A 24,825-nucleotide genomic window follows, 5' to 3' on the forward strand; every position below is an offset into this window, starting at 1 on the left:
TTACTGCTGTTAAGTTGAGAGTTTAGTCCCAAATCCCATCTTCACTTTTACCTTGTATTTCGCAGTCACCGGCTTTGTATTCGATTTCCTTACCTTGTTTGCGTTTAGCAAAATAATCCTGACTAATGGAAACGATGGTAGGTGTCATCCACACTAGGGCGATAATATTAATCACTGTCATTAAACCTAGCGCCATATCTGCAGCTGCCCATACTTCAGGTAAGTTAGCCCGTGAACCCCAATATATCATCGCCAAGTAGCCCAAGGTATAAGCCGCCTTACCCAGTTTGTTATCAAGCTTAAACATATGTAGGTTACTTTCACCGTAAGCGTAGTTTGCCACCACAGAGGTAAAAGCAAACAGGGTAATGGCAGCTGCAACAAAATCGCCACCTCCTGCTCCTAAATGAGATGTCATAGCACTTTGGGTTAAACGGATACCTTCCATACCTTCGTTACTTGAACCACCAGCCAATAAGATGACAATGGCGCTACAAGTACACAAGACCAAGGTATCGATAAACACCCCCAGCATTTGCACATAACCTTGAGAAACAGGGTGGTTGGGGTTGGGCGTAGCGCTTGCTGCGGCATGAGGCACGCTACCAGAACCCGCCTCGTTAGAATACAAACCACGTTGCACACCATTTTTAAAGGCGGCGCCCATGGCTCCTGCGCCTGCTTCTTGTAAACCAAAGGCTGAATAAATAATATTAAGTAGCATGTCGGGCACCAGATCAATATTCATCACGGTGATAAAAATAGTGACAGCAACATATGTAAGGGCCATAAAAGGTACAACCCATTCGGCAAAACGGGCGATGGCACGTAAACCACCAATAACAATGAGTCCAGCGACAAATATGATGGCTAAACCAGAATAATTAGTGGGGATGTCATAGGCGTTGTTAAGTGCGTCGGTTATGGTATTGGCTTGAACTGCACTGAAAATAAAACCATAACCTAAAAATAAACACAGCGAAAAGGCAATAGCTAACCAGCGTTTGTTTAATCCTTGTTGGATGTAATAAGCTGGACCTCCGCGATATTCACCGTTGGCATCTTTAACCTTATAAAGCTGGCCTAGCACACTTTCGGCAAAACCAGTGGCCATGCCTAAAATGGCAATCACCCACATCCAGAATATTGCGCCAGGTCCACCTAGTGATATGGCAACAGCCACACCGGCTAAGTTACCTGTGCCAACTCGCGCTGATAAACTAGTACACAGGGCACCAAAGGAGCTGATCCCTGCTTTATCGCTTTTGGTACTGCCCTTCATGATGCTGAACATGTGTCCAAAATGGCGCAACTGCACAAAACCTAAACGGTAGGTAAACCATAGGCCGGCGGCCAACAGCATGAAGATCAGAACTTGGCCATTACCCCACAATACATTGTTGATGGCTGCTACTATGTCGTTGATCAAGTTGGTGCCTATAAGCATTTGAATTATGGTTAGAAGTCTGCCGAACAATGGGTTTTATGTCTAGGTGAAAGCGGGGAATAATTACTGCTTAATTAGGCTTTTATACCTAAACAACCTGAAGATACGAGTTTCAGCGTTTCTGAGGGAGCTTAGTTCACTAAGTGGCTCAGTCTAAAGCGGAGAATAAGTGTAGCTAACTAACGTGCCGTTTTAATACCAACTCCATTAAATAAATGTCCACTCAGCGAGCATTTAAAAGCACATAATCAAGGCGCTTGAATGAAGTCATAGTGGCGCTCTTTCGAGTTCGAGCAACGCTGAGTAGGTGCTTTTAAAACACGCCCAAAGGGAACGCCCCAGCGGATAAGGCTCTGCGTTCTCGCTATTTGAAAGGCTAAGGCCATTCCTGCATAACGACGCCTTGTTCCTTAACCGCTGGATGCGTTCTAAGTACCTATTTATTTAATGGAATTGGTATAAGGATGAAGGGTATGCAACACAAACAAAAACGCCAGACAGAGTCTGGCGTTTTTGTGCATCTAATAAGATGGCAGGGGTAGATGGACTTGAACCACCGAATGGCGGGATCAAAACCCGCTGCCTTACCACTTGGCTATACCCCTAAAGAGTCATGAATGACCAACAGTCAATCACATATAAAATTTGGCAGGGGTAGATGGACTTGAACCACCGAATGGCGGGATCAAAACCCGCTGCCTTACCACTTGGCTATACCCCTGTACTTTTGCTTTGTACATTTTTTGTAACATGGTGCGGAAGGAGAGACTCGAACTCTCACGCCGTGAAGCACTGGAACCTAAATCCAGCGTGTCTACCAATTTCACCACTTCCGCATTTATTTTTTTGTAATCTTTACAGATTACTATCCAACTTATAAAAAGTTGGTGGCTACAGCGGGATTCGAACCTGCGACCCCATCATTATGAGTGATGTGCTCTAACCAACTGAGCTATGTAGCCATTTATTCCACCCCGTTCCCGAAGTGGCGCGTATTATGCCATCTGAATTAGGGTCGTCAACCGTTTTTTCGGGGCAAACTAACTGTTTGCTTAGTTACTAAACAAAGTTGAGTTTTTTTAAGCAAATTTTTAATTAAATCGACTTAAATCTTCCCTCTTTAAATGACAAATACACGTAAATCAATTTTAAACGTTAAACAAAAAGTGCATTACATCGCCATCTTTGACGATATATTCTTTGCCTTCTTTACGGGCTTTTCCGGCGGTTTTTGCGCCTTGTTCGCCTTTGTATTGGACAAAATCTTCGTAAGCGATAGTTTCAGCGCGGATAAAACCTTTTTCAAAGTCACTGTGAATTACTCCGGCAGTTTGCGGAGCAGTCGAACCTGCAGGGAAAGTCCAAGCACGTACTTCTTTAACACCTGCGGTAAAGTAAGTGTGCAACGCTAATAGTTCATAGCCACAACGAATAACTCGGTTTAAGCCAGGCTCTTCTAAGCCCATATCAGCCATAAACTCAGCTCTTTCATCATCGTCTAAACCGCCTATTTCAGATTCCATTTCGGCACATACTGCCACCACTACGGCATTTTCTTTAGCGGCGATGGCACGGACTTGATCCAGAAAAGGGTTATTTTCAAAACCATCATCATTAACATTGGCGATGTACATGGTGGGTTTGAGGGTCAAAAAGTTCATGTAGCCTATGGCTTTTAATTCTTCTTTATCCAGAGTAAAGGAACGTAGCAAATGGCCTTCATCTAAATGGGGTTTGATTTTTTCTAGGACTGACAATTCGAATTTAGCATCCTGATCACCACCTTTGGCACGTTTAGCCACGCGTAATATGGCTTTTTCGGCAGTTTCTAAGTCAGCCAACGCTAATTCGGTATTAATAACGTCGATATCGTCCTTTGGACTCACTTTGCCAGCAACGTGCACAATGTTGTCGTTTTCAAAACAGCGTACTACATGACCAATGGCATCAGTTTCGCGGATGTTGGCTAAAAACTTGTTGCCTAAACCTTCACCTTTAGAAGCACCTTCTACCAAACCGGCTATATCCACGAACTCCATGGTGGTCGGGATAACACGTTGTGGTTTAACGATTTCAGCTAGTTTATCTAGTCTTGGATCAGGTACTGGTACCACGCCAGTATTTGGCTCAATAGTACAAAATGGAAAGTTTGCTGCTTCGATGCCTGCTTTAGTCAAGGCGTTGAATAGTGTTGATTTACCGACGTTAGGAAGGCCTACGATGCCGCATTTAAAACCCATGTGAATATCCTCTTTGTTCATTAATGTGATGACAGACCTGTACAGGCTGCAATCTATCTTGGTAGGTAGTTTACCTATTCTGCCTTAAATGCGTGTAAACGGTTCATGGCTTTTTTTAAATCATCTTTAATCAGTATGTCGGTGCAGCGTAATGCTTCGTCCATCACAGCATCAATTTGTTGTTGCTCTGTCTGCGAGGCTTTACCCAATACATGACCGGTTACGCGGCTTTTATCACCTGGATGGCCTATGCCGATGCGTAAACGTAAAAAATCTTTTTGGTTGGCTAATTGGCTGACAATGTCGCGAATGCCATTTTGACTTGAACTGCCACCTATTTTAAATTTGGCGATGCCTGGCGGTAAATCCAGTTCATCAAATGCCACTAATATGCTGGCAAGGGGAATACGATAAAAATTGGCCATGGCAGCGACAGCTTGCCCACTTCGATTCATAAACGTCGTTGGGATCAGCAATTTTATGTCTTGATTACCTATGGAGATACGGCCGGTATAGCCAAAAAATTTGTTTTCTAACTTGAGTGTGCAGTTATAGCTTTTTGCCAGATGTTCGACAAACCAAGCTCCTGCATTGTGGCGAGTTTGTTGATATTCGGGGCCTGGATTACCCAGGCCCACAATTAACTGAATATCAGTCAAGAAAATTAAGCCTCTGGGGCTACTTCTTCTTCAGCGTCATCGGCTTTTGGCCCTTTAGCTGTTTTGATAGTCACTACCGCTAAGTCGTGTGACTCACCTTTATTTAACTCAGGCAAAGTAACACCTTTTGGCAATACTAAGTCAGTTAAATGTAAGGTTTGGCCTAACTCAACATTTTGTAAATCTACTTCAATGAACTCTGGTAAGTCAGCTGGTAAACAGCTGATTGCAACGTCAGCCATGTGGTGTTCAGCGTGACCGCCTAATACCTTGATAGCGTTAGCTGTTTTTTCATTGATAAAATGTAGAGGAACATGAGTTTGAACCGCTTTTTTAGCGTCAACACGTAAAAAATCGATATGAGTAACAAGTGGTCTAAACGCATGACGCTGCATAGCTTTAACCAATACTTCAACACTTTCACCGGCGATGTTTAAGGTCAACACGTGTGAATAAAAGGCTTCAAACTCTTGAGCTTGAAAAACTTTGTTGTGTACTAAAGTTAGTGAAACGGCTTTTTGGCCAGCTCCGTATAAAACAGCAGGTACTTTTCCGGCATGACGAAGGCGGCGGCTCGCACCTTTCCCCAGGTCATTACGGACTTCTGCGTCTAGTGTAAAAATTCCATCAGACATTGAGATAACTCCAATTAAGTAAATAGTGTGTAGATTTTTGCGACCAAAACCTACTATTAAACCGCGTTGCTTGATTAATTTTAAACAACTTACGGCGACCCCTAAAAAAGGGCGGCGAATGTTACCATCGCACTGTGGGCGAAACAAGCTAAGTACAGGTTTTTAGACTAAAAACGGTGATTAATTGTTATTAACTTGAAGGGATAGGAGGTAAATGGCGTTTAATGGGTAAAAACAGCTGAGCTAACTTGGTTAAGTCAGATGATTTTGACTTAACCAAGCTAATCAATGGATATTAGTATTCAAACATCGCAGAAATGGATTCTTCGTTGCTAACTCGGCGAATAGCCTCAGCTAACATGTTTGAAAGAGTAAGCAATTTTACTTTGCTGACTTTTTTCATTTCTTCGCTTAAAGGAATACTGTCGGTAACCACAATTTCGTCAATCACTGAATCACGTAAGTTTTGTGCTGCATTACCAGAAAAAATGGCGTGTGTTGCGTAGGCATAAACATTTTTAGCGCCGTGAGCTTTTAAGGCCTCAGCCGCTTTTGCCAAGGTACCACCAGTATCAATCATGTCATCCACAATAATACAGTCGCGGTCTTGCACATCACCAATGATATGCATCACCTGAGCAACGTTAGCTTTAGGGCGACGTTTATCGATGATGGCTAAATCAGAGTCATTTAACAGTTTGGCGACTGCACGAGCACGTACTACACCACCAATATCAGGCGATACAATTACTGGGTTTACCATTTTACGTTGACGCATATGGTCTAATAAAATGGGTGTACCAAAGGCGTTATCTACAGGAACATCGAAGAAACCTTGAATTTGCTCTGCGTGTAAATCTATTGTCAGTACTCGGTCTACGCCAACGTTGGATAAAAAGTCGGCGACAACTTTAGCAGTAATAGGTACACGGGCAGAACGTACACGACGATCTTGACGGGCGTAACCAAAATAGGGGATTACCGCAGTAATACGTCCGGCAGATGCACGTCTGAAGGCATCGATCATCACGATCAATTCCATCAAATTGTCATTTGTTGGGGCACAAGTTGATTGAATAATAAATACGTCAGCGCCACGCACGTTTTCGTGGATTTCTACGCTAATTTCACCATCACTAAAACGTCCCACGCTGGCGTGGCCTAATTTAGTGTAGAGTCGGTTTGCCACTTTCTGGGCGAGTTCTGGAACGGCGTTTCCGGCGAAAATCTTCATATCGGGCACGTTAAAATCCTCGGTGCATTACGTTTGAAGGTGGCTGGGGTAGATGGACTTGAACCACCGAATGGCGGGATCAAAACCCGCTGCCTTACCACTTGGCTATACCCCAATAATCTGAATTTTACTCAGTTATCTTACTACACAGTTAGCTAATCGCCGTGTTAATTAATATTTATTTTAAACTGCAAACTAAAACAAATATTAATCTGGCTGAGCGTCTAAAAGCTGATGCAATGGTGATCGGCTTAGACCTGCGGCAATAAAACTTATCGACCCTTCAGGTAACAATTTTTGTACTTTTGTTGCTTGCGCAGCATCTTTAAACACTGCAAAAACACAAGAGCCTGTCCCCGTCATTCTCGACGGCGCGTATTCTAACAACCAGTGTAATGTTTTTGCAACATTAGGGTAGAGTTCGCAGACTAATTCCTGGCAATCATTGTGGGTATTGTCGAATTGGTAATCATTTGCTGAAATTTTGGCGGTATTACGAGGTAAATCAACATGAGTAAATACAGCTTGGGTCGAAACGTGGCAATCGGGAAATACCACCAAATAAGTTGCTGGAACAACAGTAAATGGCTGGAGTTTTTCCCCCACACCTTCGGCAAATGCAGTATCGCCCATAACAAAAATCGGCACATCAGCACCAAGCTGTAAACCTAAGTTGGCAAGTTCGTTAGGGTTTAGCCCTCCATGCCAGAGTTTGTTTAATACAACTAAGGTTGTCGCCGCATTAGATGAACCACCTCCAATGCCACCACCCATAGGTAAACGTTTTTTAAGGTAGATCTTACAACCTAAGGCACTTAGATCTCTGTTTGCGTGTTGAACCTTGATATGTTGTTGTAACAATCGTGCTGCCTTCACAATCAGATTGTCGTCGTGTTCAACACCTTCGATAGGCGTACACAATGCGATTTTGCCTGAGTTATCTATTTCAAAAGCTAATTCATCACCAAAATCCAAGAGTTGAAACACACTCTGTAATTGATGATAACCGTTGGCATAACGGCCATTAATATGCAGAAATAAATTAAGTTTGGCAGGACTGGGCCACCACTGCTTTAACATCTTATTTTACTATCCAAGTATTGATTTTAATGGTGACTTGCAACTGATTGTGTTGATTAAGTAATACTATTTTATGGGGCAACCACTGCTGATTGTTTAAGGCATATTCTGCATAATTGATCAGCCAACCTTCACAATTTTCGCAAGTAGGTTGTAGTTGAGTGATCCAGCCTTGCTCGGCTAGCACTACTTTGTCGTTAGGCAAGCTTTGCCCTTTTATCCACACGGGTAACTGTTCTACAGGCAAAGTCCAGCCAGTAATTTGCCAGATCAATTCACTGGCATTGTTACCACTATGGGTTTCGTCATCAGCTATCAAGGTCGCACCACTATGGTTGCCTTGCATAGAAAGAATTGAAGTACCTAATATGCTGTTGAGGGATAACTGATAATCATCCTGTTTTTGTTCCCAGGATAAACTGGCACTTTGTTTTTTTTCTGGGCTTTTAAAACCTAACTTACCTCTTATTTGCCAGTTGTTTAACTTAGCTAAGGCGCTTTGATGTTGTTGGCTATTTAAGTCAACGCTCACAGGCGGTAGGGTGCTACAGCCCACAAAGGCTGCACCGAGGATAAATATCCCAAGCCAACGGACTTTGTTAATAAAACAGGAATAATGGCAAGTCACAGATTGATTCTTAATATAAATGTGTGGCGCTATGGGAACATAGAAGTGAGTTTGCTTTCAATAGTTTTACCTTTTGCGTACAATGCCGCCCTCTGTCTGTATCAACCTTAGTTGTAACCAATATTTACACTGCATGACCCTAATTGCCTTTGGAATAAATCACAAAACAGCGCCTGTTGAGCTACGTGAGAAAATTGCCTTTTCTCCAGATGCTATCGTCAGTGCTTTGGCTTCGCTAACCAGTAATACTGGCGCGCAGGAAGCGGTGATCGTGTCTACATGTAATCGTACAGAGGTTTATACCCAATTAGAGGTTGCAGACAAAAGCATTTTAATCAACTGGTTAGCTAATTTCCATCAGGTTGATGCGAGCTTTTTGGCGGATAATTGTTATCACTATGAACAACACGATGCGGTGCATCACATTATGCGCGTGGCCAGTGGTTTAGATTCATTAATGGTCGGCGAGCCACAAATATTAGGCCAAGTTAAACAGGCCTATATTGACGCTAAAAATTCCGGTGTGATTAATAGTCAGTTTGAACGCTTGTTTCAACATACCTTTGCTGTCGCTAAACGGGTGCGTAATGAAACTGAAATTGGTGCTAACGCGGTCTCGGTTGCCTATGCATCAGTACAACTGGCTAAACACATATTTTCGTCCTTAAATAAAAGCCGAGTTTTGTTAATCGGTGCGGGCGAAACTATAGAGCTTGTCGCCAAACACCTCGCTGAACAAAATGTGCTGTCTTTAACTGTGGCGAATCGCACCTTAGCTAGAGCAGAGTTAATAGCTAAACCATTAGGCGCTAAAGTATTGACCTTGGCGCAAATTCCGCAACATTTAAAAGACGCGGATATTGTGATCAGTTCCACGGCCAGTCAGTTGCCTATACTGGGTAAGGGCTTGGTAGAAAGTGCTTTGAAAGAACGTCGACATAAACCCATGTTTTTGGTTGATTTAGCGGTGCCACGAGATATCGAACCTGAAGTAGGGCAACTCGATGATGCCTATCTGTACACAGTCGACGACTTACAACAGATAGTCGAAAAAAATCTGGCTAATCGTCAGGATGCCGCTTTGCAAGCCGATGATATGATCCAGCAACAAGCTGTGCAGTATTGGCAATGGCAACAAAGCCAGTCGTCGATAGATTTATTAAAAACCTTTAGGGATCAAAGTTCGGTTCAACGGGATGTTTTAGTCGCCAGAGCCTTAAATCAACTGGCAGATGGCAAAGACGCATCTATGGTGTTAGTAGAGTTAGCTAACAAGTTAACTAATAGCTTAATCCATGCACCGACTACGGCCTTAAAAAAGGCCGCTCATGAACAAGATGTTGAGCGTCTCACTATGCTGCAAGACATACTAGGTTTGGCGAATCAAAAAAGCTGAGCCAAGGGCATCAAGCTGGCGGATGAGTCACAAAATCGAATTATAAACAATATGGCCTGATAAGCAGGCGAGTACAGGAAACACATGAAAGCATCGGTACAACGCAAATTAGAGTCACTCGCTGAACGTTTTGAAGAAGTTCAGGCTTTATTAAGTGACTCGTCAGCCACTGCAGATCAGGACAAATATCGCGCCCTGACCAAAGAGTATGCCCAATTAGAAGACGTGGTTAAATGTTTTGCTGACTTCCAACAGGCCCAACGTGATTTTGCCTCAGCTCAGGACATGATGGAAGAAGATGATGCTGACATGCGTGAGATGGCGCAGGACGAATATAAATCGTCTAAAAAACGTATGGAAGAGTTAACCCAAACCTTACAAATACTCCTGTTGCCTAAAGATCCCAACGATGACAATAACTGCTTTTTAGAGATAAGAGCAGGGGCGGGTGGTGATGAAGCCGCCATCTTTGCTGGTGACTTATTTCGTATGTATTCACGCTATTGTGAATCACAGCGTTGGAAACTTGAGCTTGTCACTTGTAACGACGGTGAACATGGTGGTTATAAAGAAATCATTGTTAACGTGATGGGCGAAGGCGTTTACGGCATATTAAAGTTTGAATCTGGTGGGCATCGTGTGCAACGTGTGCCAGAAACCGAATCTCAAGGACGTATTCATACTTCTGCTTGTACTGTAGTGGTTATGCCGGAAGTACCAGAATCAGAAGCCATAGAGATCAATAAAGCCGACTTAAAAGTGGATACCTTCAGAGCCTCAGGTGCCGGTGGTCAGCACGTTAACAAAACCGATTCGGCTATTCGTATTACCCATATTCCGAGCGGTTTAATCGTAGAATGTCAGGATGAACGCTCGCAGCATAAAAACCGCGCTAAAGCCATGTCGGTACTGCAATCTCGTTTGAATCAGTTAGAAGAAGAAAAACGCAAAGCGGAAGAAACCACCACTCGTCGTAGTTTAGTGGCCAGCGGTGATCGTTCAGAGCGTATTCGCACTTATAATTTCCCGCAAGGTCGTGTGACGGATCATCGCATAAATCTTACCCTCTATCGTTTAGATGACATCATTGCTGGTGAACTTGATGCGCTTATCGATCCGATCAGACAAGAGCATCAGGCCGACTTGTTAGCCTCGCTTTCTGATGAATAAAAGTCTGATGATTAAAGCTGTTTGACGGACAAGACTGCCTCATGAGTAAAGCCGATTTGTCTGTTGGTTTTGATATTGCTGCCCAATTACGTTGGGCAGCAAATGAAATAACAGATTCAGCTGCACAATCAGATAGTGCCATATTGGATAGCAAACTTTTGCTGGCTTATTGCCTCAACTGCGAACAAAGCTATTTACATACTTGGCCTGAAAAAATCTTAACGGAAGGCCAGATTCAGCAATTTCACAGCTTAGTGGCACAGCGAATGGCGGGGCATCCTATCGCTCATTTGGTGGGCTATCGTGATTTTTGGACTTTGCGTTTGCAGGTATCCAACGCCACGTTGATCCCAAGACCTGAAACTGAATTATTAGTCGAAAGCGCACTCGCATTAGCACTTGTGCCACAAGCCAAGGTACTGGATTTAGGCACAGGAACGGGCGCAATCGCTTTGTCTTTAGCCTTTGAAAAACCGGAGTGGCAAATTACTGGGATTGATAAAAGTCACGACGCGGTAACGTTAGCCCGTAGTAATGCCGTGTTAAATAAACTTGACGCTGTTAGTTTTAGACAAAGTGACTGGTTTAGTCAGCTTGACGCGCAGTTATTTGACTTAATTGTGTCTAATCCGCCCTATGTTGAGCAACATAGCCCCTATCTTCAACAAGGTGATGTTAGGTTTGAGCCCTTAAGCGCCTTGACCTCTGGCGATGATGGGCTGGATGATATTCGTTTTATCATCGCGCAAGCAAAACCTTATTTAAATGACGGGGCTTATTTGATTTTAGAGCATGGATATCAGCAAGATGTACAGGTAAGAAGCATATTTGAATCAAATGCTTACGTCGAAATACAAAGTATTGCAGATTTTAATGGCTTACCTAGAATAAGCATGGCAAAGTTCTACCAGAAATAGACTTGTAGCTTGGTAAAATTCGTTTTATTTTAGATCACTTTTGATAGAAACGTGCCGAGCTTTTACGTTAGCTGGTGGTCTCAGGGCTGCAAATAGGAAGATATAAATGTCTGATGAAATACTTTTTGCTGAAGATGTTGAAGAAGAAATAATGGAATGCCATGGCAAATGGAAGGTTCTCATTGTTGATGATGAACCCGAAGTCCATGCCGTGACTAAGTTAGCCTTGAGTGATTTTGTATTTCAAGATAAACGTCTCGAATTTATCAGTGCTTATAGCGGTAAAGAAGCCAAGCAAATTTTCATTGATCATAAAGATATCGCCGTTGTTTTACTTGATGTGGTAATGGAAACCGACGATGCCGGACTCCAAGTGGCAAATTTTGTACGCAATGAAGCCATGAATAATTTTACCCGCATTATTCTACGTACCGGCCAGCCGGGACAAGCGCCAGAGCGTGATGTTATTATTAACTATGACATCAACGACTATAAATCCAAAACCGAACTCACCGCACAAAAACTCTTTACCGTGGTTATCGCAGCCTTACGCTCATACCGAGATATTACGGTAATTGAAGAAAACCGTATTGGTCTGGAAAAAATCATTTCCGCCTCTGCTGATTTGTTTAGTATTCATTCCTTAGAACATTTTATTGAAGGCATAGTGCAACAATTAGCCTCTTTATTGGGGGGAAGCAAGGATTGTGCTTATTTAACTTCAGCGGTCGCAGGCCCCAAACCCATCGAAAACCCCAATGCCAGTGAGTTATTTGTTTTTACCGGTAAAGGTGAATATGAATCACGGGAAGGTGAACGCTTAGAAAATGTTTTATCTGGCAAACAACTACTGTCTTGTAAAACGGCATTGGCGAATAAATCATTAGTATATGAAGACGAATATTTGGTGGCGTATTGTAAAAGTAAATCCATGCGTGGTTCACTTTTGTATATGTCAGGTTTGCCTCGTAAGTTAACTAATGTTGATAAGAGACTCGTTGAAATATTTGCTCAAAATGTTCAGATTGCGTTTGATAATGTGTTGTTAAATAAAGATATTGAAGATACGCAGCGGGAAATTATTGAACGTATCGGACAGGCCATGGAAGACCATTTTAGCGAAGGTAAACATATCCTACGACTGGTTAAAATCTGTGAGTTGTTGGCGCGTAAAATAGGTTTGTCGGAAGATGACGTTAAAATGTTGGGTTTAGCGGTACCTATGCATGACATCGGTAAATTCAAAATTCCCGAAGTGATTTTGTACAAAACTGACAAACTGGATGCCTCAGAACGTAAAATTATTCAAAACCATGCTGAATTTGGTTATACATTACTCAAAAATTCTAAACGCCCACTGATTAAAACTGCCGCTTTAATTGCTAGAGATCATCATGAGTATTGGAATGGTCAAGGTTACCCACGAGGCAAGTCGGGTGAAGATATTCATATTTTCTGTCGTATAACGGCTTTGGCGGATACTTATGATGCACTTAGACATAAACGCAACTACAAAGAGGCGTGGTCGCTTGAAAAAGTAATGGAAACTATTCATCAACAGAAAGGATTGCAATTTGATCCCACTTTGGTAGAAGTGCTACAAGAAAATATCGCCTTGGTTGAAAAAATTGTGGCTGATAATCCTGATCCAGAATGAAGTTATAAATTTATACTCTTCATCCTTGAAACTGCACGTTTGTTGGCTGCAATCACACGCCGTGATTTGTAAGTAACTTAGTACTTAATGCAGCTAAGCTCATGGGGCTGAGTTCATTGGCCGCCACCTCGCAATTCCAATGATTTTAAATATACATAAAAAGAGTGATAAAGATGTACGAAGCAGTCAAACATATTCACATGAATGCCATGTTATTAAGCGTAATATTTTTTATTTTGCGCTTTGTATTAACCCTTAAAACATCACCCTTGTTACAAAAAAAATGGTTAAAGGTCGCGCCGCATATTATTGATACTTTGTGGTTGTTATCTGCCCTAGGCCTTTGTGTAATATTACAGCGTTATCCCTTTGTCGATGCTTGGGTAAGCGAAAAACTGCTGGCTTTACTTATGTATATGCTGATGGTGACAATTGCGCTGAAACTGGCTAAAACTCACTTGATGCGTTTTATCGGTTTAATAGGCGCTTTCAGTTGGTTAGCTTATGCAATGATGCTTGTAATAACTAAACAGCCGCTTTTATTGGGTTGAGTTTTAGTATTCAGTTTTTATCACCTGTGGGCTTAAGGATTTTCATAGAATCCCGATACAGTAAACAATGTAGTTATCTTTAAGCGAGAAATGTTGTGCAGGGTTTAATACAAACTATCGCTAGTCAAGAGTGTTTTAAAGCGAGTCTGCTGTTAGCTCAGTATTTTCAGAAAGAGTGTTTGCCTGTCGAACACTATCAACAAACCTTAGATGAATGGGCTAAACAAGCAAAACAAAGTCTTGGGTTCTCTATACCTAATCTAAATGCACTTAAACAGTTCATCCGTTTTTTTTATGTTGAGTTAGCCTTTAGCGCTGATGAACAACATTATTTTGCTAAACAGAATAGCTTGATCAACAAAGTCATGGAGTATCGTACCGGCATCCCTATGAGTTTGGCGATAGTATTTCAGGCCCTTGCTGAAAAATTAGGTTTTAGTGTTCATGGCATCAATTTTCCGGGGCATTTTTTATTAAGAGCAGATTTTGTGCAGGCTGAATCTGTGTACCTTGATCCCAATAACGGTAATGTGCTGAGTTACAGTGATATAGAAGCACTTTATTTCAAGATACTAGGGGATGTTGAGCAGCAAAAAATGCCGCCAGAAGCTTTACTACCCGCGACTTGCGAAGAAAGTGTAGTGCGTTTATTACATAATCTAAAAGCGGCTTACATTAACGCACAGGATTTTCACTTTGCCTTGCTGGCGGTGGAATTATTGGTGGAATTGTGCCCCAATGATCCCTATGAAAGGCGTGATCGGGGCTTTTTACTCCATCAACTTGATTGTTTGCAAGTCGCCGTCGCTGACTACCAGTATTTTATCCGCCAGTGTCCGCAAGATCCGGCCAGTGAGTTATTAGCTGCTCAGGTCAAGCATCTCGTTGCTCAGCCCTTAGCCGTTTTTCACTAGACCAGTACCTTATAAATAGCGCTGGTCAGTTGTGTCAGTTGTGTAGGGCTGATGATGTAAGGTGGCATGATATAGATCAACTTGCCAAAGGGCCTTATCCATACGCCCATTTTTAACCAACGACGTTGTAAGTCTGCCACATTCACTGGGTTTTTACATTCCACCACGCCAATCGCCCCTAGTACTCGCACATCAGCTACCGCCGCAAGTTTACTGCACGCGTTTAGTTCATCTTTGAGTTGGCGCTCAATGCTGGCAACTTGAGTTTGCCACTGTCCTTCTAGTAAGAGTTTTAAACTGGCATTAGCTACCGAGCAAGCCAAGGCATTGCCCATAAAAGTGGGGCCATGCATAAAAACGCCGGGCTCGCCCTGACAGACTCCTTGGGCGACATCTTCTGTGCATAAGGTTGCGGCCAACGTCATGTATCCTCCGGTTAGCGCTTTACCTAAACACATTATATCTGGGCTAATATCGGCATGTTCACAGGCAAAAAGTTTGCCGGTACGACCAAAACCGGTAGCAATCTCGTCGCAAATTAACAGCAAATTATAATCATCACATAACTGCCTACAGCGTTTGAGGTATTCGAGGTGATAAATTCGCATGCCTCCGGCATTTTGCACTATGGGTTCGATAATGAGAGCCGCTAGTTCGTGATGATGTTTTTCAATCAGGTCTTGCAGAGGTTTGATATCGTCTTCATTCCAATGCCTATCAAAACGAGTTTGTGGCGCAGGCGCAAAAATTTGCTGACTGAGAGTATTGTTAAAAATACTGTGCATGCCGTTTACCGGATCACACACTGACATCGCGGCAAAGGTATCGCCATGATAGCCATTTCGGGGAGTGATAAATTTATGTTTTTTACCATTGCCCTGACACACCCAATATTGCAGGGCCATTTTCATCGCCACTTCGACCGATACTGAGCCAGAGTCAGCCAGAAATACCCAACTTAATCCTTGCGGTGTAATGTCTAACAAGGTTCGACACAAGTCGATAGCAGGTTGATGGGTCAGGCCACCAAACATAACATGAGAAAATTGACTGATTTGCTGATTGAGGGCAGCATTTAATGCAGGGTGGTTATAACCATGGATAGCCGTCCACCAAGATGACACACCATCGATCAGTTTTTCGCCACTGGCTAATTCTATTTCGACACCTTGTGCACCAACAACCTGATAACAGGGCAGGGGATTTAGGGCAGAAGTATAGGGATGCCAAATATGTTGTTGATCGAAGTTCAGGTTTTCTTGCATGGAATTGCTCAAAATATGCTCACATGTAAAGTTTGAAATTGATAAAAGGTTGACAATGTCCGGCCGCGACATAGACTAAGCGCGCTCGTCCACTATGTAAAGTTTGCTTATCTAAAAGGCACTATTATGACAAATTCTTCCGTTTCGGCCAGTTCATCACCTGCTGCTATTCAAACCATTCGTCATGATTGGACGGTGGCTGAAGTTAATGCTCTGTTTGCCTTGCCATTTAACGATTTATTGTTCCAAGCCCAGACAGTACATCGTCAACATTTTGATGCTAACTATGTGCAAGTCAGCACACTGTTATCGATCAAAACCGGAGCTTGCCCTGAAGATTGCAAATATTGCCCACAAAGTGCTCGTTATGATACTGGTTTAGAAAAAGAGCGTTTGATGGAAATTGAAAAAGTCATCCAACGTGCCAAAGAAGCCAAACAAGCGGGTTCAACCCGTTTTTGCATGGGCGCCGCCTGGCGTAATCCGAAAGAACGTGACATGCCCTACGTAACCGAAATGGTTAAAGAAGTTAAAAAGCTCGGCATGGAAACCTGTATGACGCTAGGCATGTTAAGCCGCGATCAAGCTGTGGCTTTGCAACAGGCAGGTCTTGATTATTACAATCACAATCTTGATACCTCACCTGAGTTTTATGGTGACATTATTACTACTCGAACTTATCAAGACAGATTAGATACCCTCGCAAATGTTAGAGAATCAGGCATGAATGTTTGTTCTGGCGGGATTGTTGGTATGGGTGAAAGTGCTGCAGATAGAGCAGGTTTGTTAGTGCAATTAGCTAATTTGGAACACCACCCCGAAAGTGTACCCATTAACATGTTGGTTAAAGTTAAAGGTACACCATTAGAAAAAGTCGAAGATTTGGATAATTTTGAGTTTATTCGTACTATTGCTATTGCACGGATCATCATGCCTAAGTCTTTTGTACGTTTGTCGGCGGGGCGTGAAGCCATGAACGAACAAATGCAAGCCCTGTGTTTTATGGCGGGTGCCAATTCGATTTTTTACGGCTGTAAATTGCTCACCACCTCAAACCCCGATACTCATGAAGATGTGATGCTGTTTAAAAAACTCGGCATTAACGCCAAACAGACCCGTGAATATTCTGATGAAGCCCATCAGGCAGCCCTCTTGGATGAAATTAAGACCTCTGAAATAGCAAGGGATGAAATCAAAAGTGCTGGAATCGGCCAAAACCAAAAAGCCGAATTGTTTTATGATGCCAGCAAGCCACGTAAAGAACTAGCGACTAATTAATGGCGTTTGAGTTTATCAGTAGTGTTTTAAACCAGCGTAAGCAGGATAAGCTGTGGCGCTCGCGACACATTATTGAATCAGCGGTTGATTGTATGATTCAAGTTGATGGTCGCCATTACCTGAATTTTTCGAGTAATGATTATTTGGGCTTAAGGCGTTCAACTGTGGTTGCTCAAGCTTGGGTTGACGGCATTGCTGAATATACGGGGGGAAGCGGGGCTTCGCCTTTAGTTACTGGTTATACCCAAGCGCATCATGAGTTAGAAGTCTATTTAGCTAAAGTGCTGAAGCGTGACAAGGTCTTATTGTTTAATTCGGGCTTTACCGCTAATCAAGCCATTTGTCAGGCTTTATTTTCCGCAGGCTCGCGCCAATCAACGGATTTAATCGTTGCTGATAAACTTATGCATGCTTCTTTTGTGGATGGTGCACAAGCTTGTGATGCGGTATTTAAACGTTTTCGGCACAATGATTGTCAGCATTTAAGTAGCATATTAAGAAGCCAATCCGCCGTAGCTACCAATACACTGATTGCCACTGAAGGCGTATTCAGTATGGATGGTGATCAAGCGCCGATACTGGAACTACTTAACATTACTCAACAACATGATGCGTGGCTAATGCTTGATGATGCTCACGGTTTTGGTGTGTTGGGTGAAACTGGTTTAGGTGTTAGCGAATTGCATCAGTTATCGCAGCAAAAATTACCAGTGTTAATGGCCACCTTTGGTAAGGCGATTGGCACAGCCGGAGCCTTTATCGCAGGTAGTGAGCAGCTGATTGATTATTTGGTGAATTTTGCCCGTCACTATATTTACAGCACCGCGATGCCAGCAGCTCAAGCCCATGCGACCTTAGAGAGTCTGAAAGCTAATGTTAAACCTGACAGGCGTCACTTGTTGCAAACCAGAATTCAGCAGTTTAAACAACTTGCCAAGGCGGTGAATATTCCATTATTGCCTTCCGATACGGCTATTCAGCCCATATTGATTGGTGATACCGATCTTACTTTGGCTTTGAGTGAAAAACTCAAACAACTGGGAATTTGGGCTTCTGCCATACGTTACCCCACAGTGCCTAAAGGGACTGACAGATTGCGTTTAACCTTAAGTGCCATTCATCAGGAGCGAGATATTGTTGCCCTGGTTGATGCCCTTTCCCTAGCTATCAGCAGCCTTAAAAAAAGCTATATTTAGATGCCACAAGTTCAAGCTGTAGATAATTATAAATCCCGTATTGCTCGACAATTTAGTCGGGCCGCAACTCACTATGATGACTTAGCAACAGTGCAAGGTGAAATTGCCGCTGACGCTAAAAAATTACTCCCACTACAGTGCCATACTTTATTGGATATTGGGTGTGGAACCGGAAGGGTTACTCGTCAGCTATCACAACAAAGTGAACACGTGATCGCAATGGATCTGGCTTTGGGTATGTTAAAACACGCCAGTTCTGGCAGTCATGATCAATCAATCACGTGGATACAAGGTGATGCAGAGCAACTCGCTTTGTTAGATGCATCGCTAGATACGGTGTTTTCTTCCATGGTATTGCAGTGGTGTAAGTCGCCTTTACAGGTTATGTCTGAAATAAATCGCGTTTTAAAAATGCAGGGGCAGGCAGTATTAGCAGTCATGTGTGATGGTTCGTTCACTGAATTACAGCAGGTTTGGGCGCAGGTGGATAGTAAGCAACATATCAATCATTTTGCTACACCTGAAGTTTGGCAACAAGCTGCGGTAAATAGTGGGCTACAGGTAAAACTCACAACACAATTTTACCAAACGTGGCATGCCGATCTGCGCTCATTATTGGCCTCAATAAAAGGTATTGGCGCGAATGTGCTAATGAAACCACAAGTCGGACAAGATTTAGTGACCAAAGTTGGATTTAATCGGCGGACCTTAGCAAGCTTAGAGGCACTTTATTTACAACAAAGTGGTGAAAATAGGCATCTTCCATTGTCCTACCACATTGCTTTTTTACATTGCACTAAATTAAAAGGATAAAACCATGGGCAATTTGGCCGCGAACAGTCGGGCTTTTTTTGTAACAGGGACAGACACCGAAGTAGGTAAAACTTTCTTTTCAGTTGGATTATTAAGTGCCTTAAAGGCCAAAGCACTAACAACTGGGGCTTATAAACCTGTTGCGGCGGGCTGTACTCTTACCAGTGAAGGTTGGCAAAATGACGATGCTTTAGCTTTGCAACAAGCCTGTAGTCTTGAGCTGAGCTATGCAGAAGTAAACCCCGTGGCCTTGGCCGAACCTATGGCGCCACACATTGCTGCTCAAAAAGCAGCAGATAGTGGAAATATTGTTGATATGTCAATCGGGCGTATTCAACAAGGTTTTAGCCATATTTTGCAAAAGCAAGCTGATGTGGTGGTGGTGGAAGGCGCGGGAGGTTGGCGTTTGCCCTTAGGACTAAACCAACAAGGCGAGCAAAGTTATTTGTCTGACTTTGTGGCCCAGCAAAATTTAGCAGTGATCTTGGTTGTTGGTATGCGTTTAGGCTGTTTAAATCACGCTATTTTAACCGCTGATAGTATTCGACAACATGGTTTAAAATTGGCGGGGTGGGTGGCAAATACCATGGACCCTGCGATGCCATGTTTAAGTGAAAATATTGAATCCTTAAAAGGTCTATTAAACGCGCCTTTGATAGGGGTGATTCCACAATTAGCTAAACCTGAAGATGCCCAACACTATATCGATCTAAGTTGTTTAGCTTTATAAGTTGTTCATCCTTGAAACTGCACGTTTGTTGGCTGCACTCATTCGCCGCCGTTCTGCATTTCCATTGATTTTGCGTATAGCCAGATAAAAAGTAGTGGCATATTTTAACTAGACGCAAAAATATAGCGCGCTAGAATGCTAAGTTATAAAAAGTAATCAAAAAATTGGGAAATCTTGAGATGGCTAACATCGTTACCTCAGTATTGTTTGTGTGTTTGGGTAACATTTGTCGCTCACCAACTGCAGAAGCGGTATTCAAAGAAAAAGTTAAACACAGCGATTTATCTTTTGAGATTGATTCAGCTGGTACTATGGGTTATCACACTGGAGCGTTACCCGACCAACGCTCACAAGCGGTAGGTGAAATGCGCGGTTATAGCTTTAAAGGGCTGAAATGTCGTAAAGTTGTTATCGAAGACTTTGAAAAATTTGATTATATTCTGGCTATGGATAAAGAAAACTTACGTCACTTGTTGGAGTTGTGTCCTCATGAACACCAACACAAAGTAGCGTTATTTTTATCTTTTACTGACTCTGATGTACAGGAAGTGCCCGATCCTTATTATGGTGGTAAGCGCGGATTTGAGTATGTTCTAGACTTGATCGAGTTAGCAGCAGATGGACTTTTAGCTGCAATAAAGACTCGCGCTGGCAAGGTTTAATTTTTGAACCATTCTGCCAAACTGTGGTTAAGTGCTTTTGTGGTGATGCTGATAGTCAGTGCATTACTACTATTGTTCAATGGCTTAAGTGCGCCTTTCACTGATCCTATCGACCAACAAATACTGTTAAAACTGCGACTACCCTTGGTACTGACCGCCTGTTTAGTCGGCTCTGCTTTGGCCCTAAGTTCAGCGAATTTACAAGTGTTATTGCATAATCCATTGGCCGATCCTGGCATTATTGGTATTACGAGTGGCGCCAGTTTGTGTGCGGCGGTGTTTTTGTTATTAGGTGGTCAACTCGCTCCGAACATAGTGCAGTATGTATTGCCTTTGTGTTGTTTTGTCGGCGCGATCTTATCTACAGCTTTGATTTATGGAGTAGCCCGTAAGTTAGTTAATAACCATTCTGCGGTGATACTGGCTGGTATTGCTATTTCGACTATCGGTGGTGCCATAGTGGCGTGGCTGCACTTTTTTTCTGATGCTCAGTCGATGCGCAATCTGACGTTTTGGTTAATGGGCAGTCTGCACCAAGCTGATTGGCCAATATTGATGTTTGCTATCCCTTTACTTCTGCCATTAATCGTCTATTTAGCGAGTCAGGGCAGGGCATTGAACTGGTATTATTTTGGTCATAACAGTGCTCAACTAGCAGGTTTAGATGTACATAGGTTTCACAGAAAAATGTTGTTGTTATGTGCCCTAAGTGTGGGGGCTGCCGTATCAATGGCAGGTTCAATCGCTTTTGTGGGTTTGTTAGTGCCGCATCTGTTACGTAACTTTTTTGGCTACGATAATCGTTTTATATTGCCTGCCTCGGCGTTATTAGGTGCCTGTTTATTGTTATGGGTTGAGCTAGTCTCGAGTTGGGTTATTGGCATTAGTTTGCCCGTTTCAATGTTAACTGCGACTTTGGGGGGGCCGGTATTTTTATATTCGATTGCGCGCATGACTAGGGGCGCAAAATAAAATGCTAGATTTTAATCACGTTGAGATAAAACACCGACTTAAGAATGTAAGTGGCAGTGCGCAGGCAGGACAGTTTGTACATGTAATGGGTACTAATGGCTCTGGTAAGTCATCCTTGTTACATAGTTTGGCTGGTTTACTTAGCCTAGATAAGGGGATGGTCCGCTTAAATAGGCAAGATTTGCAGCACTATAGTTTGCCACAACTTGCCACTATTCGTTGTCTGCAAGAACAGCAGCAACAGAGCATGTTTGCTCTGAGTGTCGCAGAGGTACTGCATTTTTTTAGTGGTCAACATGGCTTACCAGAGGAATTGGAACAAGCACTTGAATTAAAAGATTTTTTGCCAAGACCTTTAAATCAATTATCCGGAGGCGAAGCCAGACGAGTACTAGTTGCTAGAGCGTTGTTACAAGTTTGGCCGGCCATTGAACGTGGACAGGCCTTAGTCTTGTTAGATGAGCCCAATCAGGGTTTGGATTTTAAACACCAGCATTTGTTATTTCAGTTGTTGGCCCAAATTTGCCAACAAAATAATCTAGTTATCGTAAATCATCATGATTTAAACTTGTGCCAGCAATACGCCAATCAAATTTGGTTAATGCAAAAGGGCCAGATTGTAGAGTCTTTACGCTCTTTAGATAGTATTAGTAATCAAGCCTTAAGCCACATATTTGGCTGTGGTATTCAATGTGCAATTGACCACACCGGCAATAAGATATTTCAAACTTATCTAGATTAATACAGGTTATGATTGCTTTCGTTTATCATTGCCACTAACTTCTTATTCCAGCTCGTGTTTTATGGAAATACAGAGCTATTTTATATTGAAACCTAAAAGGAAATATTGTGAGCCAGTGGCAACCAGATAGTTGGCGTGCAAAACCCATTTTGCAACAACCTACGTACGAAGATCAGCAACATTTAGCATTAGTAGAGCAAAAACTGAAAGGTTATCCACCCTTGGTGTTTGCCGCAGAAACGCGCGAGTTATTTAGGCAATTAGGCGCAGTAGCAGAAGGCCAAGGCTTTTTGTTACAAGGCGGTGATTGTGCTGAATCATTTAATGAATTTAATGCGCCTAAAATCCGTGATACTTTTAAAGTCATTCTACAAATGGCCATAGTACTGACTTTTGCTGGTCGTTGTCCGGTTACCAAAGTGGCACGTATGGCTGGCCAGTATGCCAAACCCCGTTCAGGTGATTTTGAAACCATCGATGGTGTATCTTTACCCAGTTATCGTGGTGACATCATCAATAGCTTTGAATTCACCGAAGCGTCTCGTAAGCCTGATCCACAAAGAATGTTAGAGGCTTATAATCAATCAGCTGCAACCCTAAATTTGTTGCGTGCTTTTGCTCAGGGTGGTTTGGCTGATTTACACGAAGTGAATCGTTGGAATATGGCTTTTGTTGACAATAATCCGCTTAAAGATCGTTATAAAGATCTGGCGCAACGTATTGAAGAATCCTTGGAATTTATGAAGGTGATGGGAATTAACTCTGTTAATACCCCTACCTTACATGAAACGTCTTTATTTACCTCTCATGAAGCATTATTGCTGAATTATGAGCAGGCCTTAACTCGTGTCGATACCTTAACGGGCAATTGGTACAACTGCTCTGCGCATATGTTATGGATAGGTGAGCGTACCCGTCAATTAGATCATGCTCACTTAGAATTTTTCCGAGGGATCCATAATCCTATCGGGGTAAAAGTAGGTCCAGGCATGGGGGAAGATGAGCTTATTCGTTTAATCGATGCGCTGAATCCGCAAAATGATGCTGGTCGCCTTACCTTGATTACGCGTATGGGCGCGGATAACCTTGAGAAAAATTTGCCTAAATTACTGCGTCGAGTCAAACAAGAAGGGCGTAAAGTAGTATGGAGTTCAGATCCCATGCACGGCAATACTATCAAGGCGTCTAGCGGTTTTAAAACCCGTAACTTTGATGCTATTTTAAGTGAGATTCAGCAGTTTTTTGCTGCTCATAAAGCTGAAGGTACACATGCTGGTGGAATTCACTTGGAAATGACCGGTCAGCATGTAACTGAATGCACTGGTGGGGCTTATCAGATCAGTGATGATGATCTTGCGCAAGCCTATAAAACTCAATGTGATCCTCGTTTAAATGCTGATCAGGTATTAGAAATGGCCTTCTTGGTGGCAGACCACTTGAGAGCTAAATAATTTTTAAATACGGTTAGTTAAAATATGCCGAGAGTGTGATGTCATTGTTTGCACTCTCGGCCACTTTAATGGTATAAATGCGAATAATTTGCATTTGTGATGCTTTTAAAGGTAATGCCATGACCCTCTGGGAACTTAAAAATAAACAGTCTGCTTCTATCGAAAGTTTAGATCCCACTTTATTACCTGCCATATTTCATCGATTAAATGAGATGGGATTTGCCGCAGGTCAAGTTATTCAATGTTTGCGTCGTAGTCCTATGAAGGGCCCTTTGGTCTTGCAATTGGGTGATTGTGTTTATTCACTAGAACAGAGCATTGCCAGCCGTATTAACATAAGTGCTGCCTAGTTTCGGTTCGAACAGCCTCTTTGTATCAATCAGTTCACATGTGTTATGTGGAATCAAAATATTACGTAGTGCACATCCTAAGGTAGTTAATGAAGAATATTATCCTGGTAGGTAAACCCAATTCAGGTAAAAGCCTGCTGTTTAATCAATTGACCGGAATGCGTCAAAAAGTCGCGAATTTTCCTGGTGTAACCGTTGAGCTTAAAAGTGGCAAGTTTGACCAATATCAAATGGTTGATTTTCCTGGCACTTATTCATTAAAAAGCTTGTCCCGCGACGAAGAACTTGCCATCGAAAAACTGCATGAAGCCATGCACAGCGATGACACAGCGCTAATAATATGTAATCTCGATGCTACCCGTTTAGAGCGTAGTTTAGTGTTTGGTTTGCAAGTCAGAGATTTAGCGCAGCAACATGATAAAGGTGTGATTTTTGCACTGAACATGATTGATGAAGTACAGCGTTTTGGCCACAACATTGATACGGCAGAACTGGCAAAGGATCTTGGCTGTGCGGTTTATGCCATGTCTGCCAAAACCTTAATTGGATTACATGAGTTTAAACTGGCACTGATTGATGCGGCTAAACATCCACAAGATTTTATCCCTTTAAAAAATGACGACGCACCTCGACCTGTATTAGAAATCAGTCGTGAACTATCTGGCCGCTATGGTATTCACGCTGATGTAGTACTGAAAAGACAAAATAAAATTGATGATTTTTTGTTGAACAATATGTTTGGTGGCCTGATGTTTTTGGTCATTATGTTTTTATTATTTCAAAGTATCTTTACTTGGGCGAGCCCATTGATGGATGCGGTAGAAGCCGCAGTTGGTGA

24 protein-coding genes and 5 tRNA genes are annotated in these 24,825 nt (G+C 42.5%); 16 read left to right on the forward strand and 13 right to left on the reverse strand.

The features are described 5' to 3' along the window. Positions 1 to 22: 22 nt before the first annotated feature. The 12 genes from AX660_RS01850 to lolB all read right to left on the reverse strand — a co-directional run bounded on the left by AX660_RS01850 (position 23) and on the right by lolB (position 7,923). Positions 23 to 1,429: an alanine/glycine:cation symporter family protein gene (locus AX660_RS01850; protein WP_068372064.1), complete on the reverse strand. Its 1,407-nt coding sequence runs from the start codon at positions 1,427 to 1,429 to the stop codon at positions 23 to 25. 548 nt (positions 1,430 to 1,977) lie between these two features. Continuing rightward, positions 1,978 to 2,052: transfer RNA gene (locus AX660_RS01855), tRNA-Gln, on the reverse strand. Positions 2,053 to 2,093: 41 nt separating this feature from the next. After that, positions 2,094 to 2,168, reverse strand: a tRNA-Gln gene (locus tag AX660_RS01860). A gap of 30 nt (positions 2,169 to 2,198) precedes the next feature. Continuing rightward, a tRNA-Leu gene (locus tag AX660_RS01865) sits at positions 2,199 to 2,283 on the reverse strand. A gap of 49 nt (positions 2,284 to 2,332) precedes the next feature. Further along, positions 2,333 to 2,409, reverse strand: a tRNA-Met gene (locus tag AX660_RS01870). A 186-nt stretch (positions 2,410 to 2,595) separates the two neighbouring features. After that, positions 2,596 to 3,687 carry a redox-regulated ATPase YchF gene (gene ychF, locus AX660_RS01875; protein WP_068371645.1) on the reverse strand — a complete coding sequence of 364 codons (1,092 nt, stop codon included), beginning with the start codon at positions 3,685 to 3,687 and terminating at the stop codon, positions 2,596 to 2,598. Between the two features lie 74 nt (positions 3,688 to 3,761). Then, positions 3,762 to 4,346 (reverse strand): aminoacyl-tRNA hydrolase, encoded by a 585-nt coding sequence (pth, locus tag AX660_RS01880; protein ID WP_068371649.1) that lies wholly within the window; start codon positions 4,344 to 4,346, stop codon positions 3,762 to 3,764. A gap of 5 nt (positions 4,347 to 4,351) precedes the next feature. Then, complete coding sequence (locus AX660_RS01885; RefSeq protein ID WP_068372067.1) at positions 4,352 to 4,981, reverse strand: 50S ribosomal protein L25/general stress protein Ctc; 630 nt, start codon at positions 4,979 to 4,981, stop codon at positions 4,352 to 4,354. A 295-nt stretch (positions 4,982 to 5,276) separates the two neighbouring features. After that, positions 5,277 to 6,224, reverse strand: a complete 948-nt coding sequence (locus AX660_RS01890) for a ribose-phosphate pyrophosphokinase (RefSeq protein WP_068371652.1) — start codon at positions 6,222 to 6,224, stop codon at positions 5,277 to 5,279. A gap of 31 nt (positions 6,225 to 6,255) precedes the next feature. Continuing rightward, positions 6,256 to 6,330: transfer RNA gene (locus AX660_RS01895), tRNA-Gln, on the reverse strand. Positions 6,331 to 6,422: 92 nt separating this feature from the next. After that, positions 6,423 to 7,295, reverse strand: coding sequence for a 4-(cytidine 5'-diphospho)-2-C-methyl-D-erythritol kinase (gene ispE, locus AX660_RS01900; protein ID WP_068371655.1), 873 nt, complete (start codon positions 7,293 to 7,295; stop codon positions 6,423 to 6,425). A 1-nt stretch (position 7,296) separates the two neighbouring features. Next, complete coding sequence (gene lolB / locus AX660_RS01905) at positions 7,297 to 7,923, reverse strand: lipoprotein insertase outer membrane protein LolB (RefSeq protein ID WP_201027385.1); 627 nt, start codon at positions 7,921 to 7,923, stop codon at positions 7,297 to 7,299. Between the two features lie 133 nt (positions 7,924 to 8,056). Between lolB and hemA the strand changes: the two genes are divergently transcribed. From hemA to AX660_RS01935, 6 genes are all read left to right on the forward strand, one after another. Next, the gene (gene hemA / locus AX660_RS01910) at positions 8,057 to 9,319 is read left to right on the forward strand and encodes a glutamyl-tRNA reductase (RefSeq protein WP_068371658.1); all 1,263 of its coding nucleotides are present in this window, start codon (positions 8,057 to 8,059) and stop codon (positions 9,317 to 9,319) included. Between the two features lie 84 nt (positions 9,320 to 9,403). Next, on the forward strand, positions 9,404 to 10,489 hold the full coding sequence (gene prfA, locus AX660_RS01915; protein ID WP_068371662.1) for a peptide chain release factor 1: 1,086 nt from the start codon (positions 9,404 to 9,406) through the stop codon (positions 10,487 to 10,489). A 41-nt stretch (positions 10,490 to 10,530) separates the two neighbouring features. Further along, a complete protein-coding gene (gene prmC, locus AX660_RS01920; protein WP_068371665.1) occupies positions 10,531 to 11,406 on the forward strand; it encodes a peptide chain release factor N(5)-glutamine methyltransferase in 876 nt (291 codons plus the stop codon). Between the two features lie 106 nt (positions 11,407 to 11,512). After that, entirely contained in the window at positions 11,513 to 13,063 is a 1,551-nt protein-coding gene (locus AX660_RS01925) for a DUF3369 domain-containing protein (protein ID WP_068371668.1), read from the forward strand. 173 nt (positions 13,064 to 13,236) lie between these two features. Then, positions 13,237 to 13,614 carry a SirB2 family protein gene (locus AX660_RS01930; RefSeq protein WP_068371671.1) on the forward strand — a complete coding sequence of 126 codons (378 nt, stop codon included), beginning with the start codon at positions 13,237 to 13,239 and terminating at the stop codon, positions 13,612 to 13,614. Positions 13,615 to 13,709: 95 nt separating this feature from the next. Next, positions 13,710 to 14,528 carry a SirB1 family protein gene (locus AX660_RS01935; RefSeq protein WP_068371674.1) on the forward strand — a complete coding sequence of 273 codons (819 nt, stop codon included), beginning with the start codon at positions 13,710 to 13,712 and terminating at the stop codon, positions 14,526 to 14,528. Here AX660_RS01935 and bioA read toward each other — a convergent pair. Then, entirely contained in the window at positions 14,525 to 15,793 is a 1,269-nt protein-coding gene (gene bioA / locus AX660_RS01940) for an adenosylmethionine--8-amino-7-oxononanoate transaminase (RefSeq protein WP_235594632.1), read from the reverse strand. The two genes, AX660_RS01935 and bioA, sit on opposite strands and share 4 nt — an antisense overlap. A 126-nt stretch (positions 15,794 to 15,919) precedes the next feature. On the opposite strand from bioA, the gene bioB reads away from it, so the two are divergent. The 10 genes from bioB to AX660_RS01990 all read left to right on the forward strand — a co-directional run. After that, the gene (gene bioB / locus AX660_RS01945) at positions 15,920 to 17,071 is read left to right on the forward strand and encodes a biotin synthase BioB (RefSeq protein ID WP_068371680.1); all 1,152 of its coding nucleotides are present in this window, start codon (positions 15,920 to 15,922) and stop codon (positions 17,069 to 17,071) included. Beyond that, on the forward strand, positions 17,071 to 18,267 hold the full coding sequence (locus tag AX660_RS01950; protein ID WP_068371683.1) for an aminotransferase class I/II-fold pyridoxal phosphate-dependent enzyme: 1,197 nt from the start codon (positions 17,071 to 17,073) through the stop codon (positions 18,265 to 18,267). Before bioB ends, AX660_RS01950 begins: the two co-directional genes overlap by 1 nt. Next, positions 18,268 to 19,080 (forward strand): methyltransferase domain-containing protein, encoded by an 813-nt coding sequence (locus AX660_RS01955; RefSeq protein WP_068371688.1) that lies wholly within the window; start codon positions 18,268 to 18,270, stop codon positions 19,078 to 19,080. Positions 19,081 to 19,084: 4 nt separating this feature from the next. Then, on the forward strand, positions 19,085 to 19,810 hold the full coding sequence (gene bioD, locus AX660_RS01960) for a dethiobiotin synthase (protein WP_068371691.1): 726 nt from the start codon (positions 19,085 to 19,087) through the stop codon (positions 19,808 to 19,810). A 179-nt stretch (positions 19,811 to 19,989) separates the two neighbouring features. Next, positions 19,990 to 20,472 carry a low molecular weight protein-tyrosine-phosphatase gene (locus AX660_RS01965; RefSeq protein WP_068371694.1) on the forward strand — a complete coding sequence of 161 codons (483 nt, stop codon included), beginning with the start codon at positions 19,990 to 19,992 and terminating at the stop codon, positions 20,470 to 20,472. 3 nt (positions 20,473 to 20,475) lie between these two features. Next, positions 20,476 to 21,444, forward strand: coding sequence for a FecCD family ABC transporter permease (locus AX660_RS01970; protein ID WP_235594633.1), 969 nt, complete (start codon positions 20,476 to 20,478; stop codon positions 21,442 to 21,444). A gap of 1 nt (position 21,445) precedes the next feature. Next, on the forward strand, positions 21,446 to 22,186 hold the full coding sequence (locus AX660_RS01975; protein WP_068371698.1) for an ATP-binding cassette domain-containing protein: 741 nt from the start codon (positions 21,446 to 21,448) through the stop codon (positions 22,184 to 22,186). A gap of 107 nt (positions 22,187 to 22,293) precedes the next feature. Next, positions 22,294 to 23,637, forward strand: coding sequence for a class II 3-deoxy-7-phosphoheptulonate synthase (locus tag AX660_RS01980; protein WP_068371701.1), 1,344 nt, complete (start codon positions 22,294 to 22,296; stop codon positions 23,635 to 23,637). Positions 23,638 to 23,756: 119 nt separating this feature from the next. Next, on the forward strand, positions 23,757 to 23,987 hold the full coding sequence (locus AX660_RS01985; protein ID WP_068371704.1) for a FeoA family protein: 231 nt from the start codon (positions 23,757 to 23,759) through the stop codon (positions 23,985 to 23,987). Positions 23,988 to 24,076: 89 nt separating this feature from the next. Then, the coding region (locus tag AX660_RS01990) for a FeoB small GTPase domain-containing protein (protein ID WP_201027386.1) at positions 24,077 to 24,825 on the forward strand (749 nt) is incomplete at its 3' end.

Origin of the sequence: Paraglaciecola hydrolytica (assembly GCF_001565895.1) — a bacterium.
In the GTDB taxonomy this organism is placed as follows: Bacteria; Pseudomonadota; Gammaproteobacteria; order Enterobacterales; family Alteromonadaceae; genus Paraglaciecola; species Paraglaciecola hydrolytica.